Below are 16,448 nucleotides of genomic sequence, written 5' to 3' on the forward strand. Positions count from 1 at the left end.
CGTTCGGTTGTACCGTGACGCTTGGGCAATGCGCCGAAACTGTTTTGCTGCGTTTTAAACGCGCAATTCTTTACTTAATTGATGAATTTCGGCATTATCTTGCCGGTTCAAAACTTGGTAGTGATACCCCAGAGGATTAGATGGCCAAAGAAGACAATATTGAAATGCAGGGTACCGTACTTGATACGTTGCCTAACACCATGTTTCGCGTAGAGCTGGAAAACGGTCACGTGGTAACTGCGCACATCTCCGGTAAAATGCGCAAAAACTATATCCGCATTTTGACGGGCGACAAAGTGACTGTTGAACTGACCCCGTACGACCTGAGCAAAGGCCGCATTGTCTTCCGTAGTCGCTAATTGTTTTCGCCTGTAATGGCAGATGAATATTAAAAAAGGCCGGGATAATCCCGGCCTTTTTTATTCATGGCTTCAGTGTTGGTGTATTGTCTTCCACGGTTGTACAGAGGCGCCAATTTATGGCTGTGGATTTATCCAGAACCAACATCGAACGAAACTGGAAAGCGCCTCGCAAAATTCCTCTGCAGGCTGTTGCCCTCACCCCGCCCCTCTCCCACCGGGAGAGGGAGAAAAGCAGGCATAAAAAACCGGGCTGTTGCCCGGTTTTTAGACCTACGTAAGAAATCAGTGAGCCGCTTCCGGCTTGTGCTTCGCCGCACTCTGGAAATCGTACGTCAGTTCATTCTTCGCCTGATCCAGTGCCACCGTCACCTGGCCGCCGTCCACCAGCGAGCCAAACAGCAGTTCGTTCGCCAGCGGTTTCTTCAGGTTGTCCTGAATCACACGCGCCATCGGACGGGCACCCATCGCACGGTCGTAGCCTTTTTCAGCCAGCCAGGTGCGGGCCTCCTGACTCACTTCCAGCGACACGCCTTTCTGATCAAGCTGAACCTGCAGTTCGACGATGAACTTGTCCACCACCTGATGGATCACCTCGGTAGACAGGTGATCGAACCAGATAATGTTGTCCAGACGGTTGCGGAACTCCGGCGTAAAGATCTTCTTGATCTCTTCCATCGCATCGGTGCTGTTATCCTGGTGGATCAGGCCGATGGATTTACGCTCGGTTTCACGGACACCGGCGTTGGTGGTCATCACCAGCACCACGTTACGGAAGTCCGCCTTGCGCCCGTTGTTGTCGGTCAGCGTCCCGTTGTCCATCACCTGCAGCAGGATGTTGAACACGTCCGGGTGCGCTTTCTCGATTTCATCGAGCAGCAGTACCGCATGTGGATGCTTGATCACCGCGTCGGTGAGCAGACCGCCCTGGTCAAAGCCCACGTATCCCGGAGGCGCACCAATCAGACGGCTGACGGTGTGACGCTCCATATACTCGGACATATCAAAGCGCAGCAGTTCAATACCCAGCGCTTTGGAGAGCTGCACCGTTACTTCGGTTTTCCCGACACCGGTTGGACCGGCGAACAGGAACGAACCGACAGGCTTATGCTCATGCCCAAGTCCGGCACGGGCCATCTTGATCGCTTCGGTTAAGGCCTCAATGGCTTTATCCTGACCAAAGACCAGCATCTTCAGACGATTGCCAAGGGTACGCAGCGTGTCGCGATCGCTCTGAGAAACGCTCTTCTCAGGAATGCGCGCGATACGAGCCACTACGGACTCAATATCCGCCACGTTGACGGTTTTCTTACGCTTGCTGGCTGGCATCAGACGCGCACGCGCCCCTGCCTCGTCAATCACGTCAATCGCCTTATCCGGCAGATGACGATCGTTGATGTATTTCACCGCCAGCTCCACCGCCGCACGCACCGCTTTCGCGGTGTAACGCACGTCGTGGTGCGCTTCATACTTCGGTTTCAGGCCGTTGATGATCTGCACCGTTTCCTCGACGGACGGTTCAGTGACATCGATTTTCTGGAAGCGACGTGCCAGGGCACGATCCTTCTCAAAAATGTTGCTGAACTCCTGGTAAGTGGTCGAGCCAATCACCCGGATCTTGCCGCTGGAGAGCAGCGGTTTGATCAGGTTAGCGGCGTCCACCTGGCCACCCGAGGCGGCACCCGCACCGATGATGGTATGTATTTCATCGATAAACAGGATGCTGTTGGTATCCTGCTCCAGCTGTTTTAACAGCGCCTTGAAGCGTTTTTCAAAATCACCACGGTATTTGGTGCCCGCCAGCAAAGAGCCGATATCCAGCGAGTAGATGGTGCAATCGGCAATTACTTCCGGTACGTCGCCCTGCACAATGCGCCAGGCGAGACCTTCGGCAATCGCGGTTTTACCCACGCCCGATTCCCCCACCAGCAGCGGGTTATTTTTGCGGCGACGGCACAGCACCTGAATCGCGCGCTCCAGCTCTTTATCGCGACCAATCAGCGGGTCGATACCGCCAACGCGAGCAAGCTGATTAAGGTTGGTGGTGAAGTTTTCCATACGATCCTCCCCGCCTGCTTGCTCTTCATTGTTATTGACCTGATTGCTGGGATCCGATGCCTGGTTAGGCTCGTCTTTGCGCGTGCCGTGGGAAATAAAGTTAACCACATCAAGTCGGCTGACTTCGTGTTTGCGCAGCAGGTAGGCCGCCTGCGACTCCTGCTCGCTGAAGATGGCGACCAGGACGTTTGCGCCCGTCACTTCGCTACGTCCGGAAGACTGGACGTGGAATACCGCGCGCTGCAGCACACGCTGGAAGCTGAGCGTCGGCTGTGTGTCGCGCTCTTCTTCACTGGCTGGCAGCACCGGTGTCGTTTGTTCGATGAAGGCTTCGAGTTCCTGACGTAGCGCCACCAGATCCACGGAGCAGGCTTCCAGCGCTTCGCGGGCAGATGGGTTGCTAAGCAGCGCGAGCAGTAAATGCTCGACGGTCATAAACTCATGTCGGTGCTCACGCGCTCTGGCGAAAGCCATATTTAAACTGAGTTCCAGTTCTTGATTGAGCATAGGCACCTCCCCCAATTTTATGCCTTATCAGGCCTTTTCCAGCGTACACAGCAACGGATGCTCGTTCTCCCTCGCATAGTCGTTCACCATCGCCACTTTGGTTTCCGCCACCTCGGCGGTAAAGATGCCGCAGATAGCTTTGCCACGATAATGAACGGTAAGCATCAGTTGCGTTGCACGTTCTACATCATAAGAAAAGAACTTTTGTAGCACGTCAATAACAAATTCCATCGGCGTGTAATCATCGTTCATTAACATAACTTTATACATAGATGGCGGTTTTAGCGCGTCACGCACTTTGTCTTCCGCCAGCTGGTCAAAATCCAGCCAGTCGTTGGTCTTACCCATTTTGCATAACCACTTTGAATCTACCTCAGATGTTAGATAACAATCATCTATTACTGTCATCCGCGATGTCTGTCACAAACTGTTGCAATAGCGTTAACTGCTTCAAACTTTGGTTGATTATTGTCCCATCTCCAGCGCCAAACGCTTGACGATGTCTTTCGATTCTCTAAATTGTACAAGCGTGAGATGGCGAGGTTTTGAACAGCCCCCACTCCACCACCGGTTCATTCCATCTTAACTTATAAGATTTACGAAGGATGTCGAAGCATGGAAATGGGTACTGTTAAGTGGTTCAACAACGCCAAAGGGTTTGGCTTCATCTGCCCCGAAGGCGGCGGCGAGGATATATTCGCTCACTATTCCACCATTCAGATGGATGGTTACAGAACGCTCAAAGCCGGGCAGTCCGTCCGGTTCGATGTACATCAGGGACCCAAAGGCAATCACGCAAGCCTTATCGTACCGATTGAAGCAGAAACGGTTGCTTAGCTCTCTGTTTTATTGTGTACATCCTGCAGTCAAAATGCCAGCCCGATCGGCTGGCATTTTTATTTTCGGGTTATTCCCGAGCCAGCGCATCCACCGGATCCAGCCGCGCCGCGTTGCGGGCTGGCAGCCAGCCAAACAAGATGCCGGTAAAGGTCGAGCATAAAAATGCGGTAAGAATGGCCACCGGTGAAAACCCAATCTCCCAGCCGGGTAAGAAAATCTGCAGGGCAAAGGCGATCATCATCGACAGCGCAATCCCCATGGCGCCGCCCACCAGACACACCAGCACCGCTTCAATCAAAAATTGCTGCAGCACGTCGCTGGCTCTGGCCCCAACCGCCATGCGAATACCAATTTCCCGGGTACGTTCCGTCACCGAGACCAGCATGATATTCATCACCCCGATACCGCCAACGACCAGCGAAATCACCGCCACCAGCGTGAGGAACAGCTGAAGAGTACGTGTGGTCTTTTCCGCCGTTTTCAAGAGGCCGTCCATATTCCAGGTGAAGAAATCCTTCTTCCCGTGACGCAGGGTTAAGAGCCGCTCAAGCTGCTGTTCGGCCAGCGCGCTGTCGTAGCCCTCCTTCACGCGCACGGTGATGGAGTTCAGCCACGACTGCCCCATAATCCGCCCGGAAATGGTGCTGTACGGTAGCCAGACCCGCAGGATCTTGCTGCTACCAAACATGGACTGCTTCTCTTCCGCCACGCCAATCACGGTGGCTGGCATGTTCCCTACAAGGATCACTTCGCCCACGACGTTGGTTTTATTGGGGAAGAGCTGTCTGCGCGAGTTCGCGTCCAGTACCACCACCTGCGCCCTGCCCGCCAGCTGTTCGGCGTTGAAGGTCGCCCCTTCGCTGAAGGTCATGCCGTAGACGTTAAAATAATCTCCGCTGACGCCGTTCGCGCTGGCGGCAACGTCCACGTTACCCACGCGCAGGCGAAGGTTTTGCGACACGGCAGGCGTCGCCGAATTGACCCACGGCTGTTTCTGAATGGCCGCCAGGTCGTCGTATTTCAACGCCTGCTGATACTGCGGTTCGTCATCACCAAAGTCTTTCCCGGGATAGACGTCAATGGTGTTGGTCCCGATAGCGCGGATATCCGCCAGCACCAGCTGTTTGGCTGCATCGCCCACCACCACAATCGACACCACCGATGCAATACCGATGATGATCCCAAGCATGGTCAGCAGGGTGCGCATTTTATTGGCCGCCATCGCCAGCCAGGCCATGGTCAGCGCCTCGCGAAAACCGCTGGAAAACTGTCCCCAGCCGGTTGCAGCAGGCAAGGCTTCTTTTGGCGCGGCCGCTCTGGACGCACGCGGCGGCGGGTTGCTCACCAGCTCGCCGTCGTGGATCTCGATAATGCGCTCAGCCTGCGCCGCCACCTGCGGATCGTGAGTCACGATAATGACCGTGTGCCCCTGATCGCGAAGCTGATGGAGGATCGCCATCACCTCTTCACCGGAATGGCTGTCGAGCGCTCCGGTGGGTTCATCGGCCAGGATCACCTGCCCGCCGTTCATCAGCGCACGGGCAATACTCACGCGCTGCTGCTGACCGCCAGAAAGCTGCGAGGGCTGATAATCTACCCGCTCCGCCAGGCCAAGACGCGTTAACAGCGCCTGCGCGCGCGCAAGGCGTTTCTTACGCTCCACACCTGCATAGACCGCCGGGACCTCCACGTTCTGCGCCGCACTCAGGTGAGAGAGCAGATGGTAACGCTGAAAGATAAAGCCGAAGTGTTCCCGACGCAGCTTTGCCAGCGCGTCGCCGTCCAGAGTGGAAACGTCCGTTCCGGCCACGCGGTAGGTGCCGCTGGTCGGTTTATCCAGACAGCCAAGAATGTTCATCAGCCTCGATTTACCGGACCCCGACGCGCCGACAATCGCCACCATCTCGCCCGCTTCCACGCGCAGGGAGATGCCCTTCAGCACCTCCACCGGACCATCGCCCGACGGATAGCTGCGACGAATGTCAGTCAGCTCAAGCAACGCCGTCATTTCGCCGCTCCGGGCAGGGTTTCGCTGGTGACAACCTCGTCACCCTCTTCCAGCCCTTTCACCACCACCACGTCGGTATCGTTGCGTGCGCCAATCACCACTTCACGCTCGCGCGTTTCGCCGTTGCGTAGCACCTTCACCTTATAGCGGTTATCCCCGGCGGATTCCCCCAGCGCAGAGAGCGGAACGGTCAGCACGTTTTTGACGCCGGTCAGCTGAATATGGACCTGCGCGGTCATATCCAGACGCAGCACGCCCTGCGGGTTGGGGACTTCAAAACGGGCATAGTAGAAGATCGCATCGTTCACTTTTTCCGGCGTGGGTAGAATGTCCTTCAGCACGCCTTCATAGCGCGTCTGCGGATCGCCCAGTACGGTAAACCAGGCGTTCTGCCCCGGCTTAAGATGGATAACATCCGCCTCGGAAACCTGCGCTTTCACCAGCATAGTGCTCATGTCCGCCAGCGTCAGAATGTTCGGCGCCTGTTGGGCGGCAATCACCGTCTGACCCTGAAGCGTGGTGATCTGGGTCACTTCCCCGGCCATGGGCGCCACAATCTTCGTATAATCGAGGTTGGTTTTCGCCGTATCCAGCGAGGCCTGGTTGCGCTTGATTTGCGCGTCAATAGTGCCAATCTGCGCCTGTTTCACCGCCAGTTCGGTGGCGGCCGTGTCGAGATCCTGTTTCGAGATCGCCTGTGTTTTAGCCAGCGCCTGCTGACGCGTCAGGGTCACCTGGGCAAGATTACGTTCCGCCAGCGCCTGCGCACGCTGTGCGCGCAGCTCCATCAGCGTGGCTTCCACTTCCCGGATCTGGTTTTCAGCCTGTTCCGGGTCGATAACGCCGAGCAGCTGCCCCTTTTTCACCTTATCGCCAATCTCAACGGACAGCGTTTTTAACTGCCCGCTAACCTGTGCGCCCACGTCAACCTTGCGCAGCGCATCAAGTTTGCCGGTCGCCAGCACGTTTTGCTGCAATTCACCCGGACGGACGATCAGCGTTTGATACTGCGGAACCGGCGCGTTGAGCACTTGCCATAACCAGTATCCGCCCGCTATCACCACTATCGCCAGCAGCAGAAACCACTTTCTGCGTTTTCCCTTAAGGTTCATAAATATTCCAAATAATTATTCTGGCTTACATCAACGTCGATTCTATCTAAACCACTCCTCAACGAAACCCCTGAATTCAGGAAATGCCTGGATTTGTTGACACAACGTTGACAAAGGGCCTGCTGAAATAACGCCATTCCATAAGAAGCAGGATCTCACATGTCTTCCATCGTCGATACACCGTATTCCACTCTGTCGCAGCCTAAATCCGGCTGGCAGCTGTTTAAAAGTCTGGTCACTGGCGCCATTACGCCGGGCCTGGCATGGCAAAACCCCGCCTATCGACGTAAGTTTGCGCTTCGCACGCTGGCGACGCCGCTCAGCACCGCACGTCTGCTCTCAAGCCTGGCAAAGCAGCCCCGTTTGATGCAAATGCTGCAGGTCCAGCCTGGCCTGCCCTGTCGCCTGCATCGCCCTTGGCTGACCGTGAATATGGATCGCCCGCATGCGCTGGAAGCCCTGAACTGGCACTACCAGACCATGAGTGACCACCTGCCGGCCGCGCTGCTCAAAGGCTATCTTTCTAAGCAGGGCGTGACGCTCCTGACCTTAACCGGTAAGGATGAACAGCAGTTTACCGTTCGGTTGTGCGCCGATGCGTTCCTGGATAAAGAGGGAGAAGCTACCCTCTTTTTCAGTGACCATCAGGATACCGTGCTGGCGGAAATAACGTTTACGCTGTGCCCGTTTGAAGGCAAAAGCACACTCTTTATCGGCGGTCTGCAGGGGGCGAAAGCCCACGTTCCGCATGAGCTGATCCAGAAGGCCACCAAGGCGTGCCATGGCCTTTTCCCGAAACGACTGCTGGTTGAAGCTGTCATGACGCTCGGCAGCGCCTTTCCGGTGGAGCAGATTGTGGCGGTGAGTAATGCCACCCACATCTATCGCAGCTGGCGATATCGCAAGAAAAAAGAGGGGAAACTGCTGGCTGATTACGACAGCTTCTGGATCTCCCTCGGCGGACACAAACAGGATAACGGTAACTTTGAACTGCCGCTTGCCATGCCGCGTAAGTCCATGGAAGAGATTGCCAGTAAAAAACGCGCGGAATATCGCCGCCGCTATGAGCTGCTGGATAGCCTGACGGAGCAGGTCACCCAGGCAACCCGGCGTTAATCGGCTTTCCCGCGTGCCAGCCACAGGACGCGGGAGAACATTTTACGCAGCAGCGTAGGCACCGATTCGATCCCTCTCCGCCCTGCTTCTGTTGCCACTTCAATGGCTAAATCCGGTTTTGAAGAGCGGTGGATCGCTTTGGCGATCACGCGCCGCATGTTCATCGGCACATCAACCGGCACCATCGCTATCCTGTGGAACACGTCATCGAACCCCTGGCGGTACATAAAGTGCTCCATGTCCATGGCGGGCAGCATGGTTAAATGGTCCCGCTCTTCTTCTCGCTCATCGTTCAACAGGCTGCGCACGGTGGATGCGTATTTTTTACCTGCCTCATCGCCGTCGACCAGCACATGCCATTCTATGCCCATCCGCCGGGCGAATTTGATCAGCGGCTTTAATCCTGACTGCGCAAACTCGATGACCTTAATCCCCTCCGCATCAAAATGGTGGCCGCACTGGCGCGCCAGCTCGTTGATGACCCAGGTCTCGGTTTCCCCCTCCACCAGAAGCCAGCAGCGGGCAAAAAGCGACGAGGCGCGATTAAAGCGGATATGAAACGCAATACGGCGACCATCCTCGGCATTCATCCCTCCCGGCCCCAGCCGGTAAGCAGAAACGCGCGATGATTCACGCACCAGGCGGCAAACATACTCGACCGGCGTCAGCGACAACAACTCGCCGGAATTGGTGGTGGTAATGCGCTGAAGCGGCAGCAGATTCAGCAGGTGCCAGGCAACGGAGAGCATGATGGGGTGCAGACGTGTTTCCGGATCTTCCACCAGCAGCAGCGGACGCGCATCGCGATCCAGACGAACGGTTCCCTTGGCCTGCAGAAGGGTGGAAAATAGCCCCAGCAAAATCACCCGATGAGTGCGTCCGCCGGGCCGGTCGATCATCCGGTTAATGATATCGAGATAGCGCCAGCTTCGTTGCTCATCATGGGATCGACGGCGCATCAGACGATGGCGCGACTGCGAGGTTCCTTGCTCGGAAAAATAGTGCTCCAGCAGTTGCACCATGGCAGAGAGCCCCTGGCGGATTTGCCCATCGGTGAGATTTTGCGGACGCGAAACCAGCTCGCGTGCCAGGAAATCAAGCTCGCGGGCGGTGACTTCTACTTCCGGCATATGCGGCACGGTACCGTTACGGATACGCCGCATAAAACGCGCATCGCGCAAGCGTAGCACCGGCATCAAACGAATCAGATGCCGGGCCAGCTCGTCGATATTGTCCAGCGGGATGGGGTTGCCTTTCTGGTCGAGAAATTCACGCAGGGTCAGCACCCCTTCATTCTCTGACATCTCGCCTTCCAGACGATAAAAAATACGGTGGAAGCCATCGTCGCTCTGAACCCAGCACGGTGACATCGGGCGGAAGCGACGCACCCGGTGACGCCCCGGCTCGGATTCGCGGAACGTCAGAATGATATGGAGATGCTTCTCGCGGCCGTTGACATCGCCGGGTGGAAACCAGAAATCATCATGAACGAAGTGATACAAATCGCCTTCGGGCGAAAGCAGCAGCGTCAGCGCATCCAGCAGGCTGGACTTACCCCAGGCGTTCTCGCCGATGAGGACGTTATTCTGCTCCAACTGGAGTGACAGACGGTTTATACCGCGAAACCCGACAATTTCCACACGTTCGAGAAGCATACATCCCCCGAGAAATGATCACTTTTTCCTTTAAGTTATCAGCAGTATAGCGGGAGGATGCCGCGCAGAACACTGTCAGGCCTCCTGATTATTTTGTCTCAGCACGAAAAATTCAGAATTTACGTGCAAGGTTTCATTTGAAATAGTCTCAATAGCACCACAAACTATTGCCCGCAAATTGGACTATGATCTATTCACCTCCAGTTTGAACAAGGATTGACATCACATTGCCTTAAATCAAATTGAATCGCCACGGATAATCTAGACACTTCCTAGCCGTTGATAATACTGGTTTTCATATTCTGTCGGTGACATCTGATCGCTGGAACCATGCCGACGCTTACTGTTATAAAACATTTCGATGTAATCAAAAATATCGCTGCGGGCTTCTTCCCGCGTTCCGTAGCTCTTTTTCTTTATCCGTTCGCGTTTCAACAACTGGAAAAAGCTTTCTGCAACCGCATTATCATGGCAGTTACCGCGACGGCTCATGCTGCCCTCCAGGCCGTGTGATTTCAGGAACGACTGCCACTCATGGCTTGTGTACTGACTGCCCTGATCCGAATGAACCAGCACCTGTTTTTGGGGATTACGGCGCCATACAGCCATCAGCAGTGCGTTCAGGACAATGTCCTTTGTCATCCGGGATTGCATGGACCAGCCGATAATTTTGCGTGAGAACAGATCAACAACCACGGCAAGATACAGCCAGCCTTCGTGGGTCCTGATGTAGGTTATGTCCGTTACCCAACGCTTATCCGGAGCATCCGGATTGAACTGTCGCTGGAGCCTGTTGGGCGACACGATACTGGCCTCGCCTTTACGTGCCCGCGGGCTCCGGTATCCGACCTGAGCCTTTATCCCGACACGTTTCATCAGTCGCCAGACTCTGTTCACTCCGCACTGTTGCCCGCTGTCCCGCAGATCCAGATGGATTTTGCGATAACCATAGACGCATCCCGATTCCAGCCAGAACTGTTTAATCTGTCCTGTCAGTCTCAGGTCTGCCTGATGGCGTTGTGAATGCGGCTGCTGAAGCCAGGCGTAAAAACCACTGGGATGAACATCCAGCACCCGACAGAGCAGGCGAACAGGCCAGCAACAGGTGTTGTCACGGATAAAGGCGTACCTCAGTCGGACAGCTTTGCGAAGTACGCCGCGGCTTTTTTTAATATGTCCCGTTCGTCGGTAACCCGCTTCAGCTCTTTCTGGAGACGGCGGATCTCGGCCTGAGCATCTGACTGTTCTTTATTAGCGGAAGAATCCGGACCGTACTTCTTTATCCAGGCGTAAAGGCTGTGGGTGGTGATATCGAGACGTGTTGCAACGCTGGCAACAGAATAACCGCGATCAACAACCTGTTTGACTGCTTCAGTTTTAAACTCTTCGGGATAACGCTTACCGCTCATGGGCACCTCTCTTTAAGCCATCTTAAATGACTCTGAGGTGTCTGTTAAACCCGTGGCGATTCAAATTATCCGAATTTATTTAAGTGGCGAAGGGGTGTTGTTGGTTTCTAAAATAATGGCTCTTTGAGTCGTCATCCCTTTATGGCGATATATCCCGCGCGCGGGAAAGCGTGCGGTAGTTAATTGAGGTGGTTATGTTCAGAAAATTAGCAGCAGAATGCTTTGGTACATTCTGGCTGGTGTTTGGTGGCTGCGGTAGTGCCGTTCTGGCAGCAGCATTTCCGGAACTCGGCATTGGTTTTGTCGGCGTCGCGCTGGCATTTGGTTTAACGGTATTAACCATGGCCTTCGCCGTGGGACATATTTCCGGTGGTCATTTTAACCCGGCCGTGACATTAGGCTTATGGGCTGGTGGTCGCTTCCCGGCTAAAGAGGTCATTGGCTATATTGTCGCTCAGGTTGTGGGCGGTATTATTGCTGCCGCGGTGCTGTACGTGATTGCCAGCGGTAAAGCCGGCTTTGACGCCGCAGCCAGCGGTTTTGCTTCCAACGGCTTCGGTGAGCACTCGCCTGGCGGCTACTCTATGCTCTCTGCCATTGTGATTGAAATTGTGCTGACCGCCGGCTTCCTGCTGGTGATCCACGGCGCGACCGACAAATACGCCCCTGCGGGCTTCGCGCCTATCGCTATTGGTCTGGCACTGACGCTTATTCACCTGATCTCCATTCCGGTGACCAACACCTCGGTGAACCCGGCGCGCAGCACCGCCGTCGCCATCTTCCAGGGCGGTTGGGCACTTGAGCAGCTGTGGCTGTTCTGGGTAATGCCGATCGTCGGCGGTATTCTGGGCGGCGTGCTGTATCGCACCCTGCTGGAAAAACGCGATTAATCTTTCCCTCCCTCTCCCTGTGGGAGAGGGCCAGGGTGAAGGTAACAGGCCGGGTAAGGCGCAGCCGCCACCCGGCTTTCTTTTGCCGCTTTACTGAACAGCCTTTATTGGGTAGTGTCTCTGGCGCTCAACAGCTACTCACAAGGACCGGTTGTTCATGTTCTCAGGACTCCTCATTATTTTGCTGCCCCTGATTGTGGGCTATCTTATCCCGCTGCATCAGGCATCGGCATTACGGCTTATCAACCGTTTTCTCAGCTGGATTGTTTACGTCATTCTGTTCTTTATGGGGATTAGCCTGGCCTTTCTGGATAACCTGGCGACCAATCTGCTTTCCATCCTGCATTATTCTGCGGTCACTGTTGTGGTTATTTTGCTCTGCAATATCGCCGCCTTATTCTGGCTTGAACGCACTATTCCGTGGAAAAATCATCACCATCAGGAAAAACTGCCTTCCCGAATTGCGATGGCGCTGGAATCATTAAAACTGTGCGGCGTCGTGGTGCTCGGTTTTGTCCTTGGACTCACCGGATGGCCTTTTTTGCAGCACGCCACCGAAGCCAGCGAATATACCCTGATCTTCCTGCTGTTCCTTATTGGTATCCAGCTACGCAATAATGGCATGACCCTGAAACAGATTGTCCTGAATCGTCGGGGAATGATTGTTGCCGTTATTGTGGTCGCCAGTTCAATGGTAGCAGGCGTCATTAACGCCTTGATTCTCGACCTGCCGCTCAAAACCGGCCTGGCCATGGCCTCCGGATTTGGCTGGTATTCCCTCTCCGGTATTCTGCTAACCGAGTCGTTTGGCCCTGTTATTGGCAGCGCCGCCTTCTTTAACGACCTGGCGCGGGAGTTAATCGCCATCATGCTGATCCCGGGTCTGGTTCGCCGCAGCCGCTCTACCGCGCTGGGTCTGAGCGGGGCGACGTCGATGGACTTTACCCTGCCGGTATTACAACGCTCTGGCGGGCTGGAAATGGTGCCCGCCGCCATCGTACACGGCTTTATTCTGAGCCTGCTGGTGCCTGTTCTGATGGCCTTTTTCTCCGCCTGATACCTCTCTGGCGGTAGGGTTCCTGCCGCCAAAATTGCGCTAAATCAATCTCCCTCTACTTTGTCAAAAAAGCCCTTTTCACCGCCCGGACACAGGCATAACCTTAAACATGTATATCAAATATAACTTTAACAGGTGTGATTATGTTTTGTGTGCAATGTGAACAAACTATCCGTACCCCGGCAGGCAATGGCTGTTCTTACGCGCAGGGTATGTGCGGTAAAACCGCAGAAACATCAGACCTGCAGGATCTGCTGATTGCTGCCCTGCAGGGGCTTTCCGCCTGGGCATTCAAAGCCCGCGAGTACGGTATTGTCGACCACTACGTAGACAGCTTTGCGCCGCGCGCCTTTTTCTCCACGCTGACTAACGTTAACTTTGATTCGCCGCGCATTGTCGGGTACGCCCGTGAAGCGATTGCCCTGCGCGAAGCGCTGAAAGCGCAGTGCCTGAATGCCGATGCCAGCGCCCGCGTGGACAACCCGATGTCAGAACTGCAGCTGGTGAGTGACGACCTGGGCGAATTACAGCGTCAGGCCGCAGAATTTACCCCGAACAAAGACAAAGCGGCGATTGGCGAGAACATTCTCGGCCTGCGCCTGCTGTGCCTGTACGGCCTGAAAGGTGCCGCAGCCTATATGGAGCACGCGCACGTGCTTGGCCAGTACGATAACGACATCTACGCGCAGTACCACAAAATCATGGCGTGGCTGGGCACCTGGCCTGCCGATATGAATGCGCTGCTTGAGTGCTCCATGGAAATCGGCCAGATGAACTTCAAAGTGATGAGCATTCTGGATGCCGGTGAAACCAGCACCTACGGTCATCCAACGCCAACGCAGGTCAATGTGAAAGCGACCGAAGGCAAATGTATTCTCATCTCCGGCCACGACCTGAAAGATCTCTACAACCTGCTGAAGCAGACCGAAGGCACCGGCGTTAACGTCTATACCCACGGCGAAATGCTGCCCGCACACGGCTACCCGGAACTGCGTAAATTCAAACATCTGATCGGGAACTACGGCAGCGGCTGGCAGAATCAGCAGGTTGAGTTCGCCCGCTTCCCGGGCCCAATTGTGATGACCTCTAACTGCATCATCGACCCGACCATCGGCGCGTATGATGACCGCATCTGGACCCGCAGCATCGTCGGCTGGCCGGGCGTGAGCCACCTTGAAGGTGACGATTTCGGTCCGGTGATCGCCCAGGCGCAGCAGATGGCGGGCTTCCCGTACAGCGAAATTCCGCACCTGATCACTGTCGGTTTTGGTCGCGAAACGCTGCTCGGCGCCGCAGACTCGCTGATTGACCTCGTCAGCCGTGAAAAACTGCGCCACATCTTCCTGATTGGCGGCTGTGACGGCGCGCGCGGTGAGCGTAACTACTTCACCGATTTCGCCACCCGCGTGCCGGAAGATTGCCTGATCCTGACGCTGGCCTGCGGTAAATACCGTTTCAACAAGCTGGACTTCGGCAACATCGAAGGGCTGCCGCGTCTGGTGGATGCTGGTCAGTGTAACGATGCCTATTCAGCCATCATTCTGGCGGTCACGCTGGCGGAGAAACTGGGCTGCGGCGTGAACGATCTGCCGCTGTCGCTGGTGCTCTCCTGGTTCGAGCAGAAAGCGATTGTGATCCTGCTGACCCTGCTCTCTTTGGGCGTTACCAATATCGTCACCGGCCCAACCGCGCCAGGCTTCCTGACGCCGGACCTGCTGGCCGTGCTGAACGAGAAATTCGGTCTGCGTTCCGTGACCACCGTAGAAGAAGATATGCAGCAACTGCTGAGCGCGTAAGGAGTATTTCATGACCATGCCAACCTCTCAATGCCCGTGGCGGATGCAGGTTCATCACATCCATAAGGAGACGCCGGATGTGTGGACGCTGTCGCTGCTGTGCCATGACTACTACCCGTACCGTGCCGGTCAGTATGCGCTGGTCAGTGTCCGCAACTCCGCGGACACATTGCGCGCCTATACGATCTCCTCGACGCCGGGCGTGAGCGAATACATTACGCTCACTATCCGCCGCATCGATGACGGTGCAGGCTCGCAGTGGCTCACGCGTGACGTCAAGCGCGGGGATTACATCTGGCTGTCTGACGCTCAGGGGGAATTTACCTGTGACGACAAAAGCGAAGATAAATTCCTGCTGCTGGCCGCGGGCTGTGGCGTCACGCCGATCATGTCAATGCGTCGCTGGCTGGCCAAAAACCGCCCGCAGGCCGACGTGCAGGTGATCTACAGCGTGCGCTCGCCGGACGATGTGATCTTTGCCGATGAGTGGCGCAACTACCCGGTGACGCTGGTGGCAGAGCACAACGCGACGCACGGTTTTGTCGAGGGACGTCTGAGCCGCGAGCTGTTGCAAAGCGTGCCCGATATAGCGAACCGTACGGTGATGACCTGCGGCCCGGCACCGTATATGGAGATTGTGGAACAGGAAGTGAAAGCCCTGGGCGTAACCCGCTTCTTCAAAGAGCAGTTCTTCACGCCGGTGGCGGAGGCGGCAACCAGCGGGATTCAGTTCACCAAACTGCAACCGGCACAAACCTTCTTTGGCCGCGTCGGCACCACGCTGCTGGAGGCGCTGGAAAGCAATAAGGTGCCGGTGGTAGCTGCCTGTCGCGCGGGCGTATGCGGTTGCTGTAAAACGAAGGTAGTCTCCGGGGAGTACAGCGTGACCAGCACCATGACGCTGACCGATGCAGAAATTGCTGAAGGTTATGTGCTGGCGTGCTCATGTCATCCGCAGGGGGACCTGGTCCTTGCATAAACGATAAACGTTAAATGTTCGATCGTAGGCCCGGTAAGCGTCAGCGCCACCGGGCTTTTTGTCGGGTGGCACTACGTTTACCCGACCTACAACAACCCTATCGCCACGCAGGACCTTTCCCTACCGCGTACCGCCCTGCCCCTAAAAACGCCACCGCCAGCGAGCCGATAAAGAAATACACCAGGCTCTCAATGGCCCACGCACCAACGGCATCGAGTGCAAAGGTTTTGCCCGTGCCCACCATCAGCCATGCCACAATCATGGTAAACGCCAGTACCAGCGCCGCCGGGCGCGTAAAGAGGCCGACAATAATCAGGATCGGTGCCACCAATTCGCCAATCAATACGCCGTAAGCAATAAACCCCGGCAGCCCTTTTTCCACCAGCAGGCCGCTGATGAAGCCCACACCGCCAAATAACTTGTGTAATCCGTGAAACAACATCAGCCCACCGACGGCAAGTCGTAACAAGAGTTTGCCGAGATCGTCGCACGTTAGCTTTTCGTTTACAGCAATTAACAATGATTTAACCATCTGAAATGATTCCCGTTTTCACCCAATCTGTCGCCAGATTATGCCGAATCATTGCCGGTGAAAACCACCCTGAAATGAGGGGTATTGTGCAGGCAATACAGTGACTTTCTTCTAAGCTTGTAAGCGATAT

14 protein-coding genes are annotated in these 16,448 nt (G+C 55.5%); 7 read left to right on the forward strand and 7 right to left on the reverse strand.

The window, feature by feature from the left end; all coding sequences use genetic code 11:
* The first annotated feature begins 140 nt into the window (after nucleotides 1–140).
* Entirely contained in the window at nucleotides 141–359 is a 219-nt protein-coding gene (infA, locus tag ECL_RS13590; RefSeq protein WP_002211347.1) for a translation initiation factor IF-1, read from the forward strand.
* Nucleotides 360–644: 285 nt separating this feature from the next.
* Here infA and clpA read toward each other — a convergent pair whose 3' ends face one another.
* Nucleotides 645–2,924 carry an ATP-dependent Clp protease ATP-binding subunit ClpA gene (clpA, locus tag ECL_RS13595; protein ID WP_013097325.1) on the reverse strand — a complete coding sequence of 760 codons (2,280 nt, stop codon included), beginning with the start codon at nucleotides 2,922–2,924 and terminating at the stop codon, nucleotides 645–647.
* 27 nt (nucleotides 2,925–2,951) lie between these two features.
* The gene (gene clpS, locus ECL_RS13600) at nucleotides 2,952–3,272 is read right to left on the reverse strand and encodes an ATP-dependent Clp protease adapter ClpS (RefSeq protein WP_006174393.1); all 321 of its coding nucleotides are present in this window, start codon (nucleotides 3,270–3,272) and stop codon (nucleotides 2,952–2,954) included.
* Nucleotides 3,273–3,539: 267 nt separating this feature from the next.
* Here clpS and cspD point away from each other — a divergent pair, with 267 nt between their 5' ends.
* Nucleotides 3,540–3,761, forward strand: a complete 222-nt coding sequence (gene cspD, locus ECL_RS13605) for a cold shock-like protein CspD (protein WP_008499993.1) — start codon at nucleotides 3,540–3,542, stop codon at nucleotides 3,759–3,761.
* A gap of 70 nt (nucleotides 3,762–3,831) precedes the next feature.
* Here cspD and macB read toward each other — a convergent pair whose 3' ends face one another.
* The gene (macB, locus tag ECL_RS13610; RefSeq protein WP_013097326.1) at nucleotides 3,832–5,772 is read right to left on the reverse strand and encodes a macrolide ABC transporter ATP-binding protein/permease MacB; all 1,941 of its coding nucleotides are present in this window, start codon (nucleotides 5,770–5,772) and stop codon (nucleotides 3,832–3,834) included.
* A complete protein-coding gene (gene macA, locus ECL_RS13615) occupies nucleotides 5,769–6,884 on the reverse strand; it encodes a macrolide transporter subunit MacA (protein ID WP_013097327.1) in 1,116 nt (371 codons plus the stop codon). The genes macB and macA overlap by 4 nt, the downstream gene beginning before the upstream one ends.
* 159 nt (nucleotides 6,885–7,043) lie before the next feature.
* Here macA and ECL_RS13620 point away from each other — a divergent pair, with 159 nt between their 5' ends.
* Nucleotides 7,044–8,000, forward strand: coding sequence for a VirK/YbjX family protein (locus tag ECL_RS13620; protein WP_013097328.1), 957 nt, complete (start codon nucleotides 7,044–7,046; stop codon nucleotides 7,998–8,000).
* Here ECL_RS13620 and ECL_RS13625 read toward each other — a convergent pair.
* Together ECL_RS13625 and ECL_RS13630 are read right to left on the reverse strand one after the other, a co-directional pair.
* The gene (locus ECL_RS13625) at nucleotides 7,997–9,655 is read right to left on the reverse strand and encodes an ATP-dependent endonuclease (RefSeq protein ID WP_013097329.1); all 1,659 of its coding nucleotides are present in this window, start codon (nucleotides 9,653–9,655) and stop codon (nucleotides 7,997–7,999) included. The two genes, ECL_RS13620 and ECL_RS13625, sit on opposite strands and share 4 nt — an antisense overlap.
* Nucleotides 9,656–9,916: 261 nt before the next feature.
* A protein-coding gene (locus ECL_RS13630) for an IS3 family transposase (RefSeq protein ID WP_088581786.1) occupies nucleotides 9,917–11,064 on the reverse strand; the annotation gives its coding sequence in 2 pieces (ribosomal slippage) (nucleotides 9,917–10,827 and nucleotides 10,827–11,064; 1,149 coding nt in all).
* 194 nt (nucleotides 11,065–11,258) lie between these two features.
* Between ECL_RS13630 and aqpZ the strand changes: the two genes are divergently transcribed.
* The 4 genes from aqpZ to hcr all read left to right on the forward strand — a co-directional run bounded on the left by aqpZ (nucleotide 11,259) and on the right by hcr (nucleotide 15,786).
* Entirely contained in the window at nucleotides 11,259–11,954 is a 696-nt protein-coding gene (gene aqpZ / locus ECL_RS13635) for an aquaporin Z (protein ID WP_013097330.1), read from the forward strand.
* Between the two features lie 157 nt (nucleotides 11,955–12,111).
* Nucleotides 12,112–13,011, forward strand: coding sequence for a LysO family transporter (locus ECL_RS13640; protein ID WP_013097331.1), 900 nt, complete (start codon nucleotides 12,112–12,114; stop codon nucleotides 13,009–13,011).
* A gap of 143 nt (nucleotides 13,012–13,154) precedes the next feature.
* A complete protein-coding gene (hcp, locus tag ECL_RS13645) occupies nucleotides 13,155–14,807 on the forward strand; it encodes a hydroxylamine reductase (protein ID WP_013097332.1) in 1,653 nt (550 codons plus the stop codon).
* A 10-nt stretch (nucleotides 14,808–14,817) separates the two neighbouring features.
* Nucleotides 14,818–15,786, forward strand: a complete 969-nt coding sequence (hcr, locus tag ECL_RS13650) for an NADH oxidoreductase (RefSeq protein ID WP_013097333.1) — start codon at nucleotides 14,818–14,820, stop codon at nucleotides 15,784–15,786.
* Between the two features lie 97 nt (nucleotides 15,787–15,883).
* On the opposite strand, the gene ECL_RS13655 is transcribed toward hcr, so the two are convergent.
* Entirely contained in the window at nucleotides 15,884–16,318 is a 435-nt protein-coding gene (locus ECL_RS13655; RefSeq protein ID WP_013097334.1) for a DoxX family protein, read from the reverse strand.
* Nucleotides 16,319–16,448: the final 130 nt, after the last annotated feature.

The sequence above is a fragment of the Enterobacter cloacae subsp. cloacae ATCC 13047 genome (genome assembly GCF_000025565.1).
Taxonomy (GTDB): Bacteria; Pseudomonadota; Gammaproteobacteria; order Enterobacterales; family Enterobacteriaceae; genus Enterobacter; species Enterobacter cloacae.